Below are 16,095 nucleotides of genomic sequence, written 5' to 3' on the forward strand. Positions count from 1 at the left end.
GGGTGAGGGATGAGCCCGGAGGGCGCCGGGAGGGTCAGGGGGTCGAGGAGGTCAGCGCGGCGAAGACGATCACGTTGTCTAGGTATCCGTCGCCGGTGCGGGGTCCGCCGCACGTGATCAGCCGCAGCTCCGGACGGTCCACGTCCCCGTAGACGTCGTTCGCCGGGAAGTCCGCCTTGGCGACCGTCCGTACGGCACTGACGGTGAACACCGCCGCCGTGCCGTTCTCCAGGCGCACCACGATCCGGTCGTCCCGGCGCAGCCGCGCGAGCCGGCGGAAGACCCCGTCCCCGTAGGCGCCGACCGTGACATGGCCGAGGATGACCGACGGTCCCACCTCACCCGGCGTCGGCGAGTGCTGGTACCAGCCCGCCCGGTCGTGTGCCGTGACGGGGGGCACCTGCACGGTGCCGTCCGGCGCCAGCCCCAGGGGCATGACGGAGGAGTCGACCCCGATGGCCGGGATCCGCAGCCTGACCGGGACCGAACGGCCCAGGGGCTGCACGGCTTTCGCGGATGCCGGCGAGGACGGCGGCCTGCTTCCGGGGCGTGCGGCCGTGGCCTGGTGAGCCGGGTGGCCACCGCAGCCCATGAGCAGCGAGGCCAGCGCCGCAGTGGCGAATGCGCGCCTGGAGAGCGGGGTCATGCCCCGGACGCCCGCCGGCGGCGTACGACGAAGACCGCCGCACCCCCGGCGACGAGCACCGCGGCAGCGCCGCCGCCGATCAGGCCGTCCGTGGCCCCGGACGGCGAGGAGTCGGCCACCACGCCGGTGTCGGGTGCGCCCGACGGCACGACGGAGACCTGGCCTCGGGCCGGTGCCGGGCTCGACGCGCGGCTGGGTACGGCGCTGGGGGCCCGGGTGGGTTCGGCGCTGGGGGCGGCGCTCGACGCCCGGGTCGGGACGGGGCTGGGGGTCGCGGTCGCCCCGTCGGCGAACGCGGGCACGGTGCCCGCCAGCACTGCGGTGCACGCAAGTGCCATGGAGCTGAGGACAGTTCGGCGCATGGAATCGCTCTCTTTCGTCGGCCCGCCCGGTACTCGGTGGGCTGGGTCACGGGTCGAGCGAAGAGACGAGGCAGCGACGGAGCGGGTTGTAAAGGGATGGCAAAGCCCGGAGCGTCACTCGCGTGCTCACCACGACGATCGGCTGCGGCAGGGACGCCGGGAAGCCCAACTCGCCTACCGCGCACACCTCGTGCGCACGCATGCGCCCATACGCCTGCGCTCATACGCCTGCGCCGGCACCGTCCGCGCCGAGACGGCCGACGGCCGGGTGTGCGGCATGGAGCAGCCACCCGTGGTCGTCCAGCCGCCCGCCGACGACGGCGGGCCGGCCGTCGCCGAGACAACGCCGACGAGCGCCGAGGAAAACCCGAGAAGGCCGGTGAACGACTTCAGTCCGAGCCGGGCGGCGCCGCCTCACCGAGGCCGTCGTCCGGCTCCGCGCTCATCAGGCGAAGCGTTTCCTCAGCCTTCTTCCGCGGCGACTTCGGCCCGGTCACCGACATGGCCGCTCTGGCCAACTCGGCCCTCAACTGGTCGAATGCCAACTCCCCCGACAGATCCCGCAACCTGCGACTTCTGCTCATACTGGTTCAACGGTCCAGCGCACCACCCGTCACCGCAATACCGCCGAATGGGGTACCCCACCGACCATCAACGGCCGTGCCACGAAAGTGTGAAGGCTCTTACGGCTGCCGCTCGAACACTTTCGGCCCTCCGCGGCGGCGGCGTGAATCAACTCCGTGCCACGACATGAACCATATGTTCCTTACTGTGGCTTTTGCGTAGAGTCCTGCGCGGACGGGATGGGGTGGGGGACGTGGCGTTCGCGGAGTCGGCCGGCGGCGAGCCCCTGGCCCTTCCCAAGTCGGCCCCGGAGTCCGGACAACGGTCCCTGGCACCGCTGCTGGCGGTGTGCGCCGGCTACTTCATGGTGATCCTCGACGTGACGATCATCAACGTCGCCGTTCCGGTGGTCGGCCGGGAACTGTCGGCCTCGCTCACCGGCATCCAGTGGATCACGGACGGGTACACCATGGTCTTCGCCGGATTGCTGATGACCGGTGGTGCGCTGGGCGACCGGCTCGGCAACCGTCGGGTCTTCTGCTGGGGCGTGGTGGTGTTCACCGTCGCCTCGGCCGCGTGCGCGTTCGCGCCGAGCGCTTCCTTCCTGGTAGGGGCCCGGCTGGTGGAGGGGCTCGGCGCCGCGCTGATCGTGCCCGGTTCCCTGGCCCTGCTCCAGCAGGCCTACCCCGCCCCGGCCGCACGCTCGCGCGCCTTCGGACTGTGGGGGTCGATGGCGGGCATCGCGGCCTCTGCCGGGCCGCTGCTGGGCGGGCTGCTTGTCTCCACCGTGGGCTGGCGGTGGGTCTTCCTCATCAACTTGCCTGTCGGCGTCGCGTGTCTGCTGCTGACGCTGCGCCATGTGACGCCCTCGCCCCGGCGCACCACCCGGGCTCCGGACTGGCCCGCGCAGTGCGCGGTCGTGGCGGCGGTGGCGCTGCTGACCGCCGCGCTCAACGAGGCCGGGCGGCGCGGCTGGACCGATCCCGCCGTTCTCGCCGGGCTGGGCCTGGCCGTCGCGGCCGCCGCGGCATTCGCGGTGCGCGAGCGGCTGGCCAGGGCTCCCGCCCTGCCGCCGGGCCTGCTGCGCTCGCGTGCGATGAGCGGCGGAGCCGTCATCGGCCTGCTGTTCAACTTCGGCTTCTACGGCATGGTGTTCACCGCCAGCCTCGACTTCCAGCGCCGGCGCGGTTTCAGCGCCCTCGAAACGGGGGCCGCACTGTTCCCGGCGGTGGCGATGACCATGTTCGCATCGGTCCTGTCCGGGCGGCTCGCCCGCCGTACCGGTGACCGTCCGCTGGTGGTCTGCGGCATGCTGCTCGCCGCCCTGGGACTCGCCGGCTGGGTCGCGGCGGGAGCCACTCCCGCCTATCCGCTGCTGGTGGCTCCGATGATGGCCGTGGGGTTCGGTACCTCCTTCGCCCTCACCGGCTCGACCACCACCGTGATGGGTGCGGCGCCCGCGGCGTACTCGGGGGCCGCCTCGGGCCTGTTCAACACCACCCGCCAGATCGGCAGCGCCACCGGTGTGGCCCTCGGGGGCAGCCTGCTAGCCACGGGCGCCGACTATGGCGCGGGACTGCGCATCAGCATGGCCATCGGCGCGCTCGCCTATCTGACTGCCGGGGGCCTCGCGTGGCGGTGCGTGCCGGCGAAGTCCGGTCATCCGCAGGGCGCTTGAGACAGTCGAGCAGGTTCGAGCGGTCTTCGCCTCCGACGGGAGGAGGCGTTCCTCGAGGGCCCGTGGCCGCCGGGAGCCGCCTTCGCGGAACCGGACGTCAATCGGCTGGCTCGGGAGGCCAGTTGTCCCGCGGCCGGAGAAACGCCGCGGCCCCGGACGGGACAACTCCCGTCCGGGGCCGCTCGGTCGGCGTCGCCTGTTACGCGTCCAGCGACGTCATCACGTGCTTGATCCGCGTGTAGTCGTCGAAGCCGTAGGCCGACAGGTCCTTGCCGTAACCGGACTTCTTGAAGCCGCCGTGCGGCATCTCGGCGACCAGCGGGATGTGCGTGTTGATCCACACGCAGCCGAAGTCGAGGGCCTTGGACATACGCATGGCGCGCGCGTGGTCCTTGGTCCACACCGAGGACGCGAGGGCGTACTCGACGCCGTTTGCGTACTCGATCGCCTGGTCCTCGTCCGTGAAGGACTGGACGGTGATGACCGGGCCGAAGACCTCGTTCTGGATGATCTCGTCGTCCTGCTGAAGGCCCGAGACGACGGTCGGCGCGTAGAAGTAGCCCTGGTCGCCGACCCGGTGGCCACCGGCCTGGACCTTGGCGTGCGCGGGCAGGCGCTCGATGAAGCCGGAGACCTGCTTGAGCTGGTTCGGGTTGTTCAGCGGCCCGTACAGCACGTCCTCGTCGTCCGGCCGGCCCGTCTTCGTCTCGGACGCGGCCTTGGCGAGCGCGGCCACGAACTCGTCGTGGATGGACTCGTGGACGAGGACGCGGGTGGCGGCCGTGCAGTCCTGGCCGGCGTTGAAGAAGCCGGCCACCGAGATGTCCTCGACGGCCTTGGCGATGTCGGTGTCCTCGAAGACGACGACCGGCGCCTTGCCGCCGAGCTCGAGGTGGACGCGCTTGACGTCCTTGGAGGCGGACTCGGCGACCTGCATGCCCGCGCGGACCGAGCCGGTGATGGACGCCATCGCCGGGGTCGGGTGCTCGACCATCATGCGGCCGGTCTCGCGGTCGCCGGTGATGACGTTGAAGACGCCCTTGGGCAGGACCGAGCCGATGATGTCGGCGATCAGCACCGTGGAGGCCGGGGTGGTGTCCGACGGCTTCAGGACGACCGTGTTGCCCGCCGCGATCGCCGGGGCGAACTTCCACACGGCCATCATCATCGGGTAGTTCCACGGCGCCACCTGGGCGCAGACACCGACCGGCTCGCGGCGCACGATCGAGGTCATCCCCTCCATGTACTCGCCGGCCGAGCGGCCCTCGAGCATGCGGGCGGCACCCGCGAAGAAGCGGATCTGGTCGACCATCGGCGGGATCTCCTCGGAGCGGGTCAGGCCGATCGGCTTGCCCGTGTTCTCCACCTCCGCCGCGATCAGCTCCTCGGCGCGCTCCTCGAACGCGTCGGCGATCTTGAGCAGGGCCTTCTGGCGCTCCGCTGGGGTCGTGTCGCGCCAGGCCGGGAAGGCAGCGGCGGCGGCCGCCATCGCGGCGTCGACGTCCGCCTGACCCGACAGCGGGGCGGTCGCGTACGCCTCGCCGGTCGCAGGATTGACCACCTCGGTGGTCCGTCCGTCGGCGGCGTCACGGAATTCGCCGTCGATGTAATTGCGCAGACGACGCAGCTCGGTGCTCACTGCCGGCCCTCCAAGTTCGGGTGTCCAATCGCTGAGACACCCACCCTAGTCCGTGCACCCACGTTTTCAACAGCCCCGATCCCGCCGTGGCTGCGAAATCCGCAGGGTTCCATCACGGAAACAACGAATTTCATCGATCCAGCCTTGCGGAACTATCGAGACGTCGTGCACAGTGAAGTCGTGGCCAGTCGAAGCGCAGACCAGAGGGACTCCCGCGAGTCCAGGAACGGCGGCACCCAGCTGGATGCCGTCTCCCTCGCCATCATCGAGCAGCTGCAGGAGGACGGCCGCCGGCCGTACGCCGCGATCGGCAAGGCCGTCGGCCTGTCCGAGGCGGCCGTACGCCAGCGCGTCCAGAAGCTGCTCGACCAGGGCGTGATGCAGATCGTCGCTGTCACGGACCCGCTCACCGTGGGCTTCCGGCGGCAGGCGATGGTCGGGATCAACGTCGAGGGCGACTTGGAGTCCGTCGCCGATGCGCTGACCGCCATGTCCGAATGCGAGTACGTCGTGATGACGGCAGGCTCCTTCGACCTGATGGTGGAGGTCGTCTGCGAGGACGACGACCACCTTCTGAACGTCATCAACAAACGCATCCGGGCTCTCCCCGGAGTGCGCTCCACCGAGAGCTTCGTCTACCTCAAGCTCAAGAAGCAGACCTACATGTGGGGAACCCGATAGCCGTGAGCAGCAAGGACCTCAGCAAGACCGCGTACGACCACCTGTGGATGCACTTCACCCGCATGTCCTCGTACGAGAACGCGCCCGTCCCCACCATCGTCCGGGGTGAGGGCACCTACATCTACGACGACAAGGGCAAGCGTTACCTCGACGGTCTCGCCGGTCTGTTCGTGGTCCAGGCGGGCCACGGTCGCACCGAGCTGGCGGAGACGGCGTTCAAGCAGGCGCAGGAACTGGCGTTCTTCCCCGTGTGGTCGTACGCCCACCCGAAAGCCGTGGAGCTGGCGGAACGTCTCGCCGACCACGCGCCCGGGGACCTGAACAAGGTCTTCTTCACCACCGGCGGCGGCGAGGCCGTCGAGACCGCCTGGAAGCTCGCCAAGCAGTACTTCAAGCTGGTCGGCAAGCCCACCAAGTACAAGGTCATCTCGCGCGCGGTCGCCTACCACGGCACCCCGCAGGGCGCCCTGTCCATCACCGGTCTGCCGGGCCTGAAGGCCCCCTTCGAGCCGCTGGTCCCCGGCGCGCACAAGGTCCCGAACACCAACATCTACCGCGCCCCGATCTTCGGTGACGACCCCGAGGCCTTCGGCCGCTGGGCCGCCGACCAGATCGAGCAGCAGATCCTCTTCGAGGGCCCGGACACGGTCGCCGCGGTCTTCCTGGAGCCGGTGCAGAACGCCGGCGGCTGCTTCCCGCCGCCGCCCGGGTACTTCCAGCGGGTCCGCGAGATCTGCGACCAGTACGACGTGCTGCTCGTGTCGGACGAGGTCATCTGCGCCTTCGGCCGCCTCGGCACGATGTTCGCCTGCGACAAGTTCGACTACGTCCCGGACATGATCACCTGCGCCAAGGGCATGACCTCGGGCTACTCCCCGATAGGCGCCTGCATCATCTCCGACCGCCTGGCCGAGCCGTTCTACAAGGGCGACAACACCTTCCTGCACGGCTACACCTTCGGCGGCCACCCGGTCTCCGCGGCCGTGGGCCTCGCCAACCTCGACCTGTTCGAGCGCGAGGGCCTCAACCAGCACGTGCTCGACAACGAGTCCGCGTTCCTGTCGACCCTGCAGAAGCTGCACGACCTGCCGATCGTCGGCGACGTCCGCGGCAACGGCTTCTTCTACGGCATCGAACTGGTCAAGGACAAGGCGACCAAGGAGTCCTTCAACGAGGAGGAGACCGAGCGCGTCCTGTACGGCTTCCTCTCCAAGGCGCTGTTCGACAACGGTCTGTACTGCCGTGCCGACGACCGCGGTGACCCGGTCGTCCAGCTCGCCCCGCCGCTGATCTCCAACCAGGAGACGTTCGACGAGATCGAGCAGATCCTGCGTGCGACGCTGTCGGAGGCGTGGACCAAGCTCTGAGTCGCCCGAGATTCCGATCATCCTTCTGGATGATCAAACAACGGCCCCGTGCCGCCCGTTGGAGTGAGAAACGGCGGTCCGGGGCCGTTGCTGTCCGCAGCTCCCGGCGCAGTCTGCCTAGCGTGCGATGTGACCGATCGCTTCTGCCTTCGTTCCCCCGAACGGGTCCCCCGGACGGGGATCGGCACGGGACAACGGATCTGAACCGAGGTGTACGCGATGGTGGCCCCGCCGGACAACGACGTGCTCTGGGCACAATCCCTGTACTTCCAGCACAACGGCTCACCCGCGCTCTGCGGTGTCTCCCTGGGCGTACGCGAGGGCGAGGTCCTCGCCGTCACGGGCCCGCGCGGCAGCGGCAAGACGACCCTGCTCCAGTGCCTGGCGGGGTTGCTCCCCGTCCAGCGGGGCGAGGTGTGGTTCAACAGCACACCTGTGCACACCATGCGAGCGATGAAGCGGGAACGGCTGCGCCGCGACCGGTTCGGCTGGATCGATCCGGCGCCGCTGCTGCTGCCCGAACTGAACGCATGGGAGAACGCGGCCCTCCCCCTGATGCTCCGCGGCACCAGCCGTCGCCGGGCCAAGACCACCGCCCTGGAGTGGCTGGAGCGCCTCGACGTCGGGGACTGCGCCCGTAAGCGCCCGTGCGAGCTGGTCCAGGCCGAGCGGCAGCGGATCGCCGTCGCACGGGCGCTCGCCGCGTGCCCGACGGTGCTCTTCGCGGACGAACCGACCGCCTCCCTGCACCAGGCCGACGGCGTCCAGGTCCTGCGCACGCTCACCGCCGCGGCCCGCTCGCACGGCATCACGATCATCCTTGCCGCGCACCCGGCGGACGCCGCGGTCGTCGCCGACCGCACAGTGCCCCTGCTGGACGGACGGCAAGTGAAAACCGTTCATCTGCCCCCTGTGCCCGAGGAAGGCCGGGCGCCGTGCTCACTCTCCGTCTAGCCCGCGGGACGCACCCGCTGATCCTGCTGCGCCGGTTCCTGGTCGCGGCGGCGTCGGCGGGCACCGGCTTCCTGCTGCTGTGCACGCTGGGGTACGCCATGGGGCACCCGGAGGCGTCGGCCGTTTCCGTGCTGCGGCTCATCTGGTGCCTCGTGCCGATGGCCGCCACGGCGTACTTCGCGGTCGCCGTCGCCCGCACGGACCCGGGGACCCAGCCGCGCTCGGGTCTCGCCGCCATCGGCCTGGGACCGGTGCGGCTGATGGGCCTCTCCATGGCGACCACGGCACTGTCGACCGTGTTCGGCTCGCTGCTGGCACTGCTGGTCTTCCTGCATCTGCGCGGCGATCTGACGGGGATGCCGTTCGACGGCACGGCCTCCGGGTTCCTCGCCGCCGATCAGTCCCTGCCGGTGCCCGCTGTGCTCACGCTCCTCTCGGTGGTCCCGATCACAGCGTCCCTGGCGAGCGCACTCGCCCTGCGCCCTCGGGGCGGACGGCCGCAGCGCAAGAAGCGGGCGGGCCGCGGCACACCGAGCGCCGACGAGGCCGAGAACACTCCGGACACGCAGTCACCCGGCCTTCCTGACGAGGCAGCCGCGCCCGTATTGCCGCCCCCTCCCCGGCCCGCCCCGGGCGGCCTCCCCTGGGGGGTGGCCGCGCTCGCCGCGGGACTCGCCGTGGAGACCCGCGCCGGCGGCACCGACCCTGCACCGGGGCTCCACCTGCCCGGCGGTCTCGCGGACGGGCCCGCCGGGGTGCTGGCCGGCTGGGCGCTGACGGCGCTGGGGCTGGCCCTGGCCGGGCCTGCCCTCGCTCATCTCTGCGGCTGGATGCTGCAGTCCGCGCGCCCTGGTGCCATGCGGCTGCTCGCCGGGCGCGGTCTGCAGGAGGAGGCCCGTCGGATCGGGCGGCCGCTCGGGGTGGTGTGCGCGGTGGCATCAGGGGCGTACGCGATGGTGGCGATGTACGCCGGCGCACGCCCCGCGTTCGGGCCGCTCACCACGCTGGGCGCCGTGCTCGTGGTCGGCTGCGCGCTCGCGACGCTGGCGATGGCCGCGATGCAGGCCAAGCAGGATCGCGCCGACACGGTCGCGGCGCTGGTGCGGCTGGGCGCTCCGGCCAGGGTGCTGCGCACCGCGGCACTACTGCGCACGGGCACTCTGGTCGCGGTGTTCGTGCCGGTGACCTGGGCGGTGGCGGAGATCGCGGCGATGCCGCTGGCGCGCTGAGAGCTGATGAGAAGGACGCCGCCGGCCTGCTGAGAAGGACGCCGCGGACCCTGCTGGAAGGTCGCCGCCTGGGAGCTGCGACCTCGGCTCGCCTGGGAAATACGCCCCGACCCGCTCGCGAGACGGGCGCCGGTCCGCTCGGGAAATACGCGCCGCTCGGAAGACCGGCGCGGGACCCTCGAGGGGCGGCCGCCGGCCGCTTGGAAAAAGCCGTGAAGTTCCTCCTGTGCCACCGATGAGTTCTTCCTCGGTCCGCAGTCCATCTCTGCATACGGACCACCTCACCGCCGGGAGACGCCGCTCATGTACCAGCAGATGATCTTCGTGAACCTGCCCGTCGCCGACGTCGACGCGTCGAAGAAGTTCTTCACGGAGCTCGGCTACACGATCAATCCGCGGTTCACCACGGACGACTGCGCCTGCGTCGTCATCAGCGACACCATCATCGCGATGCTGCTGGGCCGGCAGCGCTACGCCGACTTCACCGAGAAGGAGATCGCGGACGCCACCAAGACCAGCGAGGTGCTGCTCTGTCTGAGCGCCGAAAGCCGCGAGAAGGTCGACGAGCTCGTCGACCGGGCCCTCGCGGCCGGTGGCACGGGCAGCCGGGAGGCGATCGACCACGGCTACATGTACGGCCGTGCCTTCGACGACCCGGACGGCCACACCTGGGAGGTCATGTGGATGGACCCGGCGGCCGTTCAGGGCTGAACCGCCACCCCTGAACGGGGTCGCCGCGGCGGGGGGTTGAGCTCTCTGAGCGGGTTTCAAACACGCCAATGGTTAACGACCCGGCAAAGTCGACCGGCATGCCGGACATCGCCGTTGACAGCACTTAGTCGCCGCTTATAAACAGGTGAGCCTCTTGGGGGCGTTGTTGTTGCTGCAACGCCCCTCAAACCCCCCGCAGTTGCGCATCTCGTGAAGGGCAATCGTGTCCAAATCCTCCCGCACCGCGCGTACGGTGCGCATTCTTGGCGTCGCCTCCGCAACCGCTGTGCTCGCGCTCGGCGCAGCCGGCAACGCGCTCGCCTGCAACATCAGTGAGTTCTCCGCCGATGCGAAGTGCGACGGCGACAAGGGCGTCATCGTCGTCACCGACAAGGACTTCTCCGGCACCCCGGCGACCGTGACCGTGTTCCTCGAGAACAACGGCGCCGACGACCACCAGGTCGGCTCGCAGGAGGTCAAGGGCTCCCGCGAAGGCACCACCATCGCCTTCGCCGAGGACTGGAAGCCGAACGCCACCTACCGCATCCACGTCACCGCCGGGAAGAACCTGGTCGACGAGGACATCAAGCCGAACCTGACCACCCCGTCCACCGCCTGCAAGACCTCCGAGACGACGCCGCCGGCCTCGGAGACCCCGCAGCCCTCCACCACTCCGTCCCCGTCCGACAGCCCGTCGGCGTCGGCGTCGGAGAGCACGGCCCCCACCACCACCGGGGACAACTCGCCCTCGCCCGCGGCCGGCACGTCGAACCTCGCCGAGACCGGCGCCAGCTCCAGCACGCCCATGATCGCCGGTATCGCCGGCGGCCTGGTCGTCATAGGCGGTGGCGCGGTGTTCTTCGGCATGCGCCGTCGCGGCGCGTCGAAGGCCGGCTGACGCCTTCAGGCCCGTAACCCGTAAGCAGGACGGCCCGCCCCTTCCCGGGGCGGGCCGTCGTGCGTAGCGGGGCGAGCCGTCGCGCCCACCGGGGCGGGATTTCAGCCCGGCTGTGCGCCGGAAGCGCCGCCCAGCACCACGACCTCGGCGGCGTCGAACACGACCCCGACCTCGTCCCCGGGGTCCGGCGCCGCCCGCAGCGGGCACGCCGCCTCCAGCGCGGGGCCCTCCGTGGGCCGTAGTCGCACCGCAACATGGGTGCCGCGGAAGGTGCGTGCGGCCACGGTGCAGCGCAGGCCTTCGGACACGTCCACGAGCCGTACGCCCGCGGGCCGCACGAGCAGAGTGCCGCGCCCCTGCGGGGAGCCCTTCGGGACGGGCACCTTGCCCCAGGGAGTGTCCGCGGCGTCCTGGGCGACCGTCGCCTCCACCACGTTGTCGAAGCCGAGGAAACGTGCCACGAACTCGTCCGCGGGCCGCTGCCACACCTCAAGTGGCGTACCCGACTGGGCGATCCTTCCGTCGCGCATCACGACGACCCGGTCGGCGAGCGCGAAGGCCTCCCCCTGGTCGTGGGTGACGGCGAGCACGGTCGTGCCCAACCGGCCGAACAGCTCACGGAGTTCCACGACCAGGCGCTCGCGCAGCGACCGGTCGAGCTGGCCCAGCGGTTCGTCCAGCATCAGCAGCCGGGGCCGAGGGGCGAGCGCCCGGGCGAGCGCGACACGCTGCTGCTCGCCGCCGGAGAGCGAGCCGACGGCTCGGCGCGCGGCCCCGGGCAGTCCGACGAGATCGAGCAGCTCCCGTACGCGGGCCTGCTGTTCGGAGCGTGCCGCCCCGTGCATCCGGAGCCCGAAGGCGACGTTGCCGCCGACGTCCCGCTGCGGGAAGAGCTGGTGGTCCTGGAACATCAGGCCGACGCCGCGCCGGTGAGCGGGAACCCCGTCCAGATTCCGGCCGTCGAGGAACACCCGTCCGGAGTCGAGGGGCTGCAGACCCGCCACGGTCCGCAGCAGCGTCGACTTGCCGCTGCCGCTCGGCCCGAGCACGCACACGATCTCGTGCTCGGCGACATCCAGGCCTACCGCGTCGAGCGCGGCGCGTCCCGCGAAGCGCACGGTCGCCGTCTCGAGTCTGAGCATGGTCAGAACTCCCCCGTCCGATCGGTCCGCAGCCTCTCCAGGACCAGCAGCGCCACCGCGCACACCACCATCAGAATCGTCGAAAGAGCCATTGCCTGGCCGTAGTTGAGGTCGCCGGGCCGTCCTAGCAGCCGCGCCACCGCGACCGGCAGCGTCGGGTTGTCCGGCCGGGCGATGAACACCGTCGCCCCGAACTCGCCCAGCGACACGGCGAACGCGAACCCGGCCGCGACCAGCAGTGCGCGCCGCACGATCGGCAGGTCGACCTCCCGCCACACCCGCCACGGCGACGCCCCGAGCACGGCGGCCGCCTCTCGCAGCCGTGCGTCCACGGCCCGCAGCACCGGCAGCATGGTCCGCACGACGAAGGGGGCACCCACCAGCGCCTGGGCGAGCGGCACGAGGATCCAGGAACCGCGCAGGTCCAGCGGTGGCTTGTCCAGGGCTATCAGGAAACCGAAGCCGACGGTCACGGCGGACACGCCGAGCGGCAGCATCAGCAGCGCGTCGAATCCCCGTACGAGCCGGCCGGCGTCCCTGCGGGCGAGGGCCGCGGCGGCGAGTGAGCCGATCAGCACGGCGATGCCGGTGGCCGCGACGGCGTACTGGAGCGAGGTGCCGATCGCGTGGATCGGCGCCACCAGGAAGGTGCCGCCGTCGTCGTGGGTCAGCGCCTCGTAGTACGCGAACCCCGGCGCGTCCAGGGACCGCCCGACGAGGACGGCGAGCGGCAGCACGAGCAGGACGGCGACCGTGGCGAGGACCGAGCCGAGCAGCGCCCACTCCCCTGCCCCGCGCGGTCTGCGCGCCGTGCCGGACGCGTCGACCAGGCGCAGCGCGCTCTCCCGGCGGCGCACGGTCCAGGCATGCAGGACGAGGATCGCCCCCACCGCCAGGAACTGGACGAGCGTCAGCACGGCGGCCGTCGACAGATCGAAGATCTCCGAGGTCTGCCGGTAGATCTCGACCTCCAGCGTGGAGAACGTGGGGCCGCCGAGGATCTGCACCACGCCGAACGAGGTGAAGGTGAACAGGAACACCATCAGTGCGGCGGCCGCGACGGCCGGGCCCAGCGCGGGCAGTGTCACCTTTCGCCACGCCGCGAGACGGGAGGCGCCGAGCATGCGCGCCGCCTCCTCCTGCCGCGGGTCCAGCTGTGCCCACAGCGCGCCGACGGTCCGGACCACCACCGCGTAGTTGAAGAAGACGTGGGCGAGCAGGATGGCCCACACGGTCGTGTCGAACCGCAGCCCCCACAGATCGTCGAGCAGACCGCCGCGGCCGACGAGCGCCAGGAAGGCCGTACCGACGACGACGGTCGGCAGCACGAACGGGACGGTGACGACCGCGCGCAGCACCTGCTTGCCCGGGAAGTCGTAGCGCGCGAAGACATATGCGCCGGGGAGCGCGACCAGCAGCGTGAGGGCGGTGGAGGCGAGCGCCTGCCAGGTCGTGAACCACAGGACGTGCCGGATGTCGGGCTGGGCGAGCACGTCCACGAGGCGTCCCAGCTGCCACACCCCGTCGACGCGCAGACCGCGGGCGACGATCGCGGCGACGGGGTAGGCGAAGAAGACCGCGAAGAACGCGACGGGCAGGGCCATCAGCCCGAGCCGCGCCACGCTCCCCCGCCTCCCGCGCCTCCGCCGAGCCCCTGCGGCCGACGCGCCTGCTTCCGCGTCAGCCTCCCGGGCTACTTCAGTATGAGCGAGGTCCACGACTTGACCCACTGGTCGCGGTTGGCGGCGATCCTGCCCGGGGCCATGGTCTCGGCGCTCTTGGCCGCGGGGCCGTACTCGGTGAACTCGGCGGGCACCTTCGCGCCCTGGACCACCGGGTAGACGAACATGTTGAGCGGCATGTCCTCCTGGAACCGCCTGCTGATCAGGAAGTCGATGAACGCCTTCGCGCCCTTGGTGTTGTGCGCGTTGCTCAGCAGGCCCGCGAACTCGATCTGACGGAAGCAGGTGCCCGTCGCGACACCGGTCGGCGCGGTCTTGGGCCGCGGCTGGGCGTAGACGACCTCGGCGGGCGGCGACGATGCGTACGAGACGACGAGCGGCCGGTCGCCGCCCGCCTTGCGGCCTCCGGCGGAACCGGAGAACTCCTGGTCGTACGCCTGCTCCCAGCCGTCGACCACCTTCACTCCGTTGTCCTTGAGCTTCTTCCAGTAGCCCTGCCAGCCGGCGGTGTCCCCATCGCCGTATTTCGCGGCGGTGCCGAGCAGGAAGCCGAGCCCCGGCGAGGACGTGGCGGCGTTCTCGGTGACGAGCAGGTTCTTGTACGCGGGCTTGGTGAGGTCGTCGAAGGTGGCCGGCGGCGAGAGCCGGTGGTCGGCGAAGTACTTCTTGTCGTAGTTGACGCAGATGTCGCCGTAGTCGATCGGCGTGACCCGGTGCTCGCCCTTGTCGAGCTGGTACTGCGCGCCGACCTGGTCGAGACCCTTGGCCTCGTAGGGCTGGAACAGCCCGTTGTCGACGGCCCGGGACAGCAGCGTGTTGTCGACGCCGAAGAAGACGTCGCCCTGCGGGTTGTCCTTGGTCAGGATCGCCTTGTTGACGGCCTGGCCGGCGTCGCCGTCCTTGAGGACCTTGACGGTGTATCCGGACTCCTTCTCGAAGGCCGAGACGACGCTCTTCGAGGCGGCCCACGAGTCATGGCTGACGAGGGTCACGGTCTTGGAGTCGCCGCCGCTCCCGTTCGCCGAGCCGGACGATCCGCACGCGGACAGCGTGACCATGCCCAGCCCGACGACCACGGCCGCGAACCGCTTGCCGGTGATGCTCACTGAATTCCTCCTGGGGTGACCAGGAAGAGACGCGGCCCTGCCCGGGAGCCTCGAAGGGTTCCCGGGCAGGGCGCAACAGCTCGAGTGAAGACCGAACTCCCTACCCAGAATGACCTGGGCGAGGTTCAGAGGGTCTGCGGGCTCTCCCGCACTCTCAGCGCTGTGGCGCTCCCCTGTCGGAATATGAAGATGTAATGACCGGGCTCAGACTACAGCCCTAACGTTCGCTGGCCGCCAGCTGCCCGCACGCCCCGTCGATCTCCTGGCCACGGGTGTCCCGGATCGTCACCGGCACTCCGTGGGCGGCGATCGCCTCGACGAACGCCTTCTCGTCCTCGGGCCGCGACGCGGTCCACTTGGAGCCGGGGGTCGGGTTGAGTGGGATCAGGTTCACGTGCACGGGCTTGCCCTTGAGCAGCCGGCCCAGCAGATCACCGCGCCACGCCTGGTCGTTGATGTCCCGGATGAGGGCGTACTCGATGGAGAGCCGGCGCCCCGACTTCTCGACGTACTCGAAACCGGCGTCGAGGACCTCACGGACCTTCCACCGGGTGTTGACGGGGACGAGGGTGTCGCGCAGCTCGTCGTCCGGCGCGTGCAGCGAGACGGCAAGGCGGCACTTGAAGCCCTCGTCGGCGAAGCGGTGGATGGCCGGCACGAGTCCGACGGTCGACACGGTGATGCCGCGCTGAGAGAGCCCGAGCCCGTCCGGAGCGGGGTCCGTGAGGGCGCGGATGGCCGTCATGACACGCTTGTAGTTGGCGAGGGGCTCGCCCATGCCCATGAAGACGATGTTCGACAGCCGTGTCGGGCCGCCGGGGATCTCGCCGTCGCGCAGCGCCCGCATACCGTCGACGATCTGGTGCACGATCTCGGCGGTGGACAGGTTGCGGTCGAGGCCCGCCTGGCCGGTGGCGCAGAAGGGGCAGTTCATGCCGCAGCCCGCCTGGGAGCTGATGCACATGGTGACCCGGTCGGGATACCGCATGAGCACGGACTCGACGAGGGTCCCGTCGAACAGCCGCCACAGCGTCTTGCGGGTCGTGTCCTCGTCGGTCGACAGATGCCGTACGACCGTCATCAGCTCCGGGAGCAGCGCCTCCTGGAGCCGGGCGCGGGAGGAGGCGGGGATGTCGGTCCACTGCTCCGGGTCGTGCGCATACCGGGTGAAGTAGTGCTGTGAGAGCTGCTTGGCACGGAACGGCTTCTCACCGATCGCGGCGACCGCCTCCTTGCGCTCGGCGGGCGTGAGATCGGCAAGGTGCCGCGGCGGCGTCTTGGCTCCGCGCGGCGCGACGAAAGTGAGTTCTCCGGGCTTAGGCATGGCTTTATCAGTGTCGCAGATCCAATCGGGTGACCTGCAGCTCTCGCTTGCTACGGCTGTCGTTAGTAGTCGTCACGAGTCGTCACTGAGTGGCGTCGGACGGCCCAGAGAC

The 16,095-nt window shown here is 70.5% G+C and carries 15 protein-coding genes; 7 read left to right on the top strand and 8 right to left on the bottom strand.

The genetic code is table 11. The annotated features are described in order from the left end of the window. Positions 1–34: 34 nt before the first annotated feature. From ACQEXA_RS18200 to ACQEXA_RS18210, 3 genes are all read right to left on the bottom strand, one after another. Positions 35–646, bottom strand: a complete 612-nt coding sequence (locus ACQEXA_RS18200; protein ID WP_432933197.1) for a class F sortase — start codon at positions 644–646, stop codon at positions 35–37. After that, a complete protein-coding gene (locus ACQEXA_RS18205) occupies positions 643–1,008 on the bottom strand; it encodes a sortase-dependent protein (protein WP_432933195.1) in 366 nt (121 codons plus the stop codon). Before ACQEXA_RS18205 ends, ACQEXA_RS18200 begins: the two co-directional genes overlap by 4 nt. Positions 1,009–1,397: 389 nt before the next feature. After that, entirely contained in the window at positions 1,398–1,592 is a 195-nt protein-coding gene (locus ACQEXA_RS18210) for a hypothetical protein (RefSeq protein WP_432933193.1), read from the bottom strand. A 233-nt stretch (positions 1,593–1,825) separates the two neighbouring features. Between ACQEXA_RS18210 and ACQEXA_RS18215 the strand changes: the two genes are divergently transcribed. After that, positions 1,826–3,250 (top strand): MFS transporter, encoded by a 1,425-nt coding sequence (locus tag ACQEXA_RS18215; RefSeq protein WP_432933191.1) that lies wholly within the window; start codon positions 1,826–1,828, stop codon positions 3,248–3,250. A 199-nt stretch (positions 3,251–3,449) separates the two neighbouring features. Here the strand turns inward: ACQEXA_RS18215 and ACQEXA_RS18220 are convergent, their stop codons facing one another. Continuing rightward, complete coding sequence (locus ACQEXA_RS18220; protein ID WP_433130557.1) at positions 3,450–4,889, bottom strand: gamma-aminobutyraldehyde dehydrogenase; 1,440 nt, start codon at positions 4,887–4,889, stop codon at positions 3,450–3,452. 165 nt (positions 4,890–5,054) lie between these two features. On the opposite strand from ACQEXA_RS18220, the gene ACQEXA_RS18225 reads away from it, so the two are divergent. The 6 genes from ACQEXA_RS18225 to ACQEXA_RS18250 all read left to right on the top strand — a co-directional run bounded on the left by ACQEXA_RS18225 (position 5,055) and on the right by ACQEXA_RS18250 (position 10,729). Continuing rightward, entirely contained in the window at positions 5,055–5,570 is a 516-nt protein-coding gene (locus ACQEXA_RS18225) for an Lrp/AsnC family transcriptional regulator (protein ID WP_359402794.1), read from the top strand. Then, positions 5,555–6,937 carry an aspartate aminotransferase family protein gene (locus ACQEXA_RS18230; RefSeq protein ID WP_432933187.1) on the top strand — a complete coding sequence of 461 codons (1,383 nt, stop codon included), beginning with the start codon at positions 5,555–5,557 and terminating at the stop codon, positions 6,935–6,937. The genes ACQEXA_RS18225 and ACQEXA_RS18230 overlap by 16 nt, the downstream gene beginning before the upstream one ends. Before the next feature lie 219 nt (positions 6,938–7,156). Continuing rightward, complete coding sequence (locus ACQEXA_RS18235; RefSeq protein ID WP_432933185.1) at positions 7,157–7,891, top strand: ABC transporter ATP-binding protein; 735 nt, start codon at positions 7,157–7,159, stop codon at positions 7,889–7,891. Further along, the gene (locus ACQEXA_RS18240) at positions 7,873–9,120 is read left to right on the top strand and encodes a hypothetical protein (protein WP_432933183.1); all 1,248 of its coding nucleotides are present in this window, start codon (positions 7,873–7,875) and stop codon (positions 9,118–9,120) included. The genes ACQEXA_RS18235 and ACQEXA_RS18240 overlap by 19 nt, the downstream gene beginning before the upstream one ends. Positions 9,121–9,423: 303 nt before the next feature. Next, the gene (locus ACQEXA_RS18245; RefSeq protein WP_432933181.1) at positions 9,424–9,831 is read left to right on the top strand and encodes a VOC family protein; all 408 of its coding nucleotides are present in this window, start codon (positions 9,424–9,426) and stop codon (positions 9,829–9,831) included. 223 nt (positions 9,832–10,054) lie between these two features. After that, a complete protein-coding gene (locus ACQEXA_RS18250) occupies positions 10,055–10,729 on the top strand; it encodes an LAETG motif-containing sortase-dependent surface protein (RefSeq protein ID WP_432933179.1) in 675 nt (224 codons plus the stop codon). A gap of 101 nt (positions 10,730–10,830) precedes the next feature. Here ACQEXA_RS18250 and ACQEXA_RS18255 read toward each other — a convergent pair whose 3' ends face one another. The 4 genes from ACQEXA_RS18255 to rlmN form a co-directional block, all read right to left on the bottom strand. Further along, entirely contained in the window at positions 10,831–11,871 is a 1,041-nt protein-coding gene (locus tag ACQEXA_RS18255) for an ABC transporter ATP-binding protein (RefSeq protein WP_433130559.1), read from the bottom strand. Between the two features lie 2 nt (positions 11,872–11,873). Then, positions 11,874–13,589: an ABC transporter permease gene (locus ACQEXA_RS18260; RefSeq protein ID WP_432933175.1), complete on the bottom strand. Its 1,716-nt coding sequence runs from the start codon at positions 13,587–13,589 to the stop codon at positions 11,874–11,876. Beyond that, positions 13,565–14,611 carry a thiamine ABC transporter substrate-binding protein gene (locus ACQEXA_RS18265; protein WP_432939595.1) on the bottom strand — a complete coding sequence of 349 codons (1,047 nt, stop codon included), beginning with the start codon at positions 14,609–14,611 and terminating at the stop codon, positions 13,565–13,567. Before ACQEXA_RS18265 ends, ACQEXA_RS18260 begins: the two co-directional genes overlap by 25 nt. Before the next feature lie 265 nt (positions 14,612–14,876). Then, a complete protein-coding gene (gene rlmN, locus ACQEXA_RS18270) occupies positions 14,877–15,983 on the bottom strand; it encodes a 23S rRNA (adenine(2503)-C(2))-methyltransferase RlmN (protein ID WP_432933173.1) in 1,107 nt (368 codons plus the stop codon). Between the last annotated feature and the right edge of the window lie 112 nt (positions 15,984–16,095).

The organism is Streptomyces sp. CA-106110, from assembly GCF_050936285.1.
Lineage (GTDB): Bacteria > Actinomycetota > Actinomycetes > Streptomycetales > Streptomycetaceae > Streptomyces.

Coding starts and splice junctions, on each gene's coding strand:
- rlmN (WP_432933173.1), bottom strand. CDS start 15,983: ATGCCTAAGCCCGGAGAACTCACTTTCGTCGCGCCGCGCGGAGCCAAG.
- ACQEXA_RS18245 (WP_432933181.1), top strand. CDS start 9,424: ATGTACCAGCAGATGATCTTCGTGAACCTGCCCGTCGCCGACGTCGAC.
- ACQEXA_RS18255 (WP_433130559.1), bottom strand. CDS start 11,871: ATGCTCAGACTCGAGACGGCGACCGTGCGCTTCGCGGGACGCGCCGCG.
- ACQEXA_RS18210 (WP_432933193.1), bottom strand. CDS start 1,592: ATGAGCAGAAGTCGCAGGTTGCGGGATCTGTCGGGGGAGTTGGCATTC.
- ACQEXA_RS18200 (WP_432933197.1), bottom strand. CDS start 646: ATGACCCCGCTCTCCAGGCGCGCATTCGCCACTGCGGCGCTGGCCTCG.
- ACQEXA_RS18205 (WP_432933195.1), bottom strand. CDS start 1,008: ATGCGCCGAACTGTCCTCAGCTCCATGGCACTTGCGTGCACCGCAGTG.
- ACQEXA_RS18235 (WP_432933185.1), top strand. CDS start 7,157: ATGGTGGCCCCGCCGGACAACGACGTGCTCTGGGCACAATCCCTGTAC.
- ACQEXA_RS18265 (WP_432939595.1), bottom strand. CDS start 14,611: ATGGTCACGCTGTCCGCGTGCGGATCGTCCGGCTCGGCGAACGGGAGC.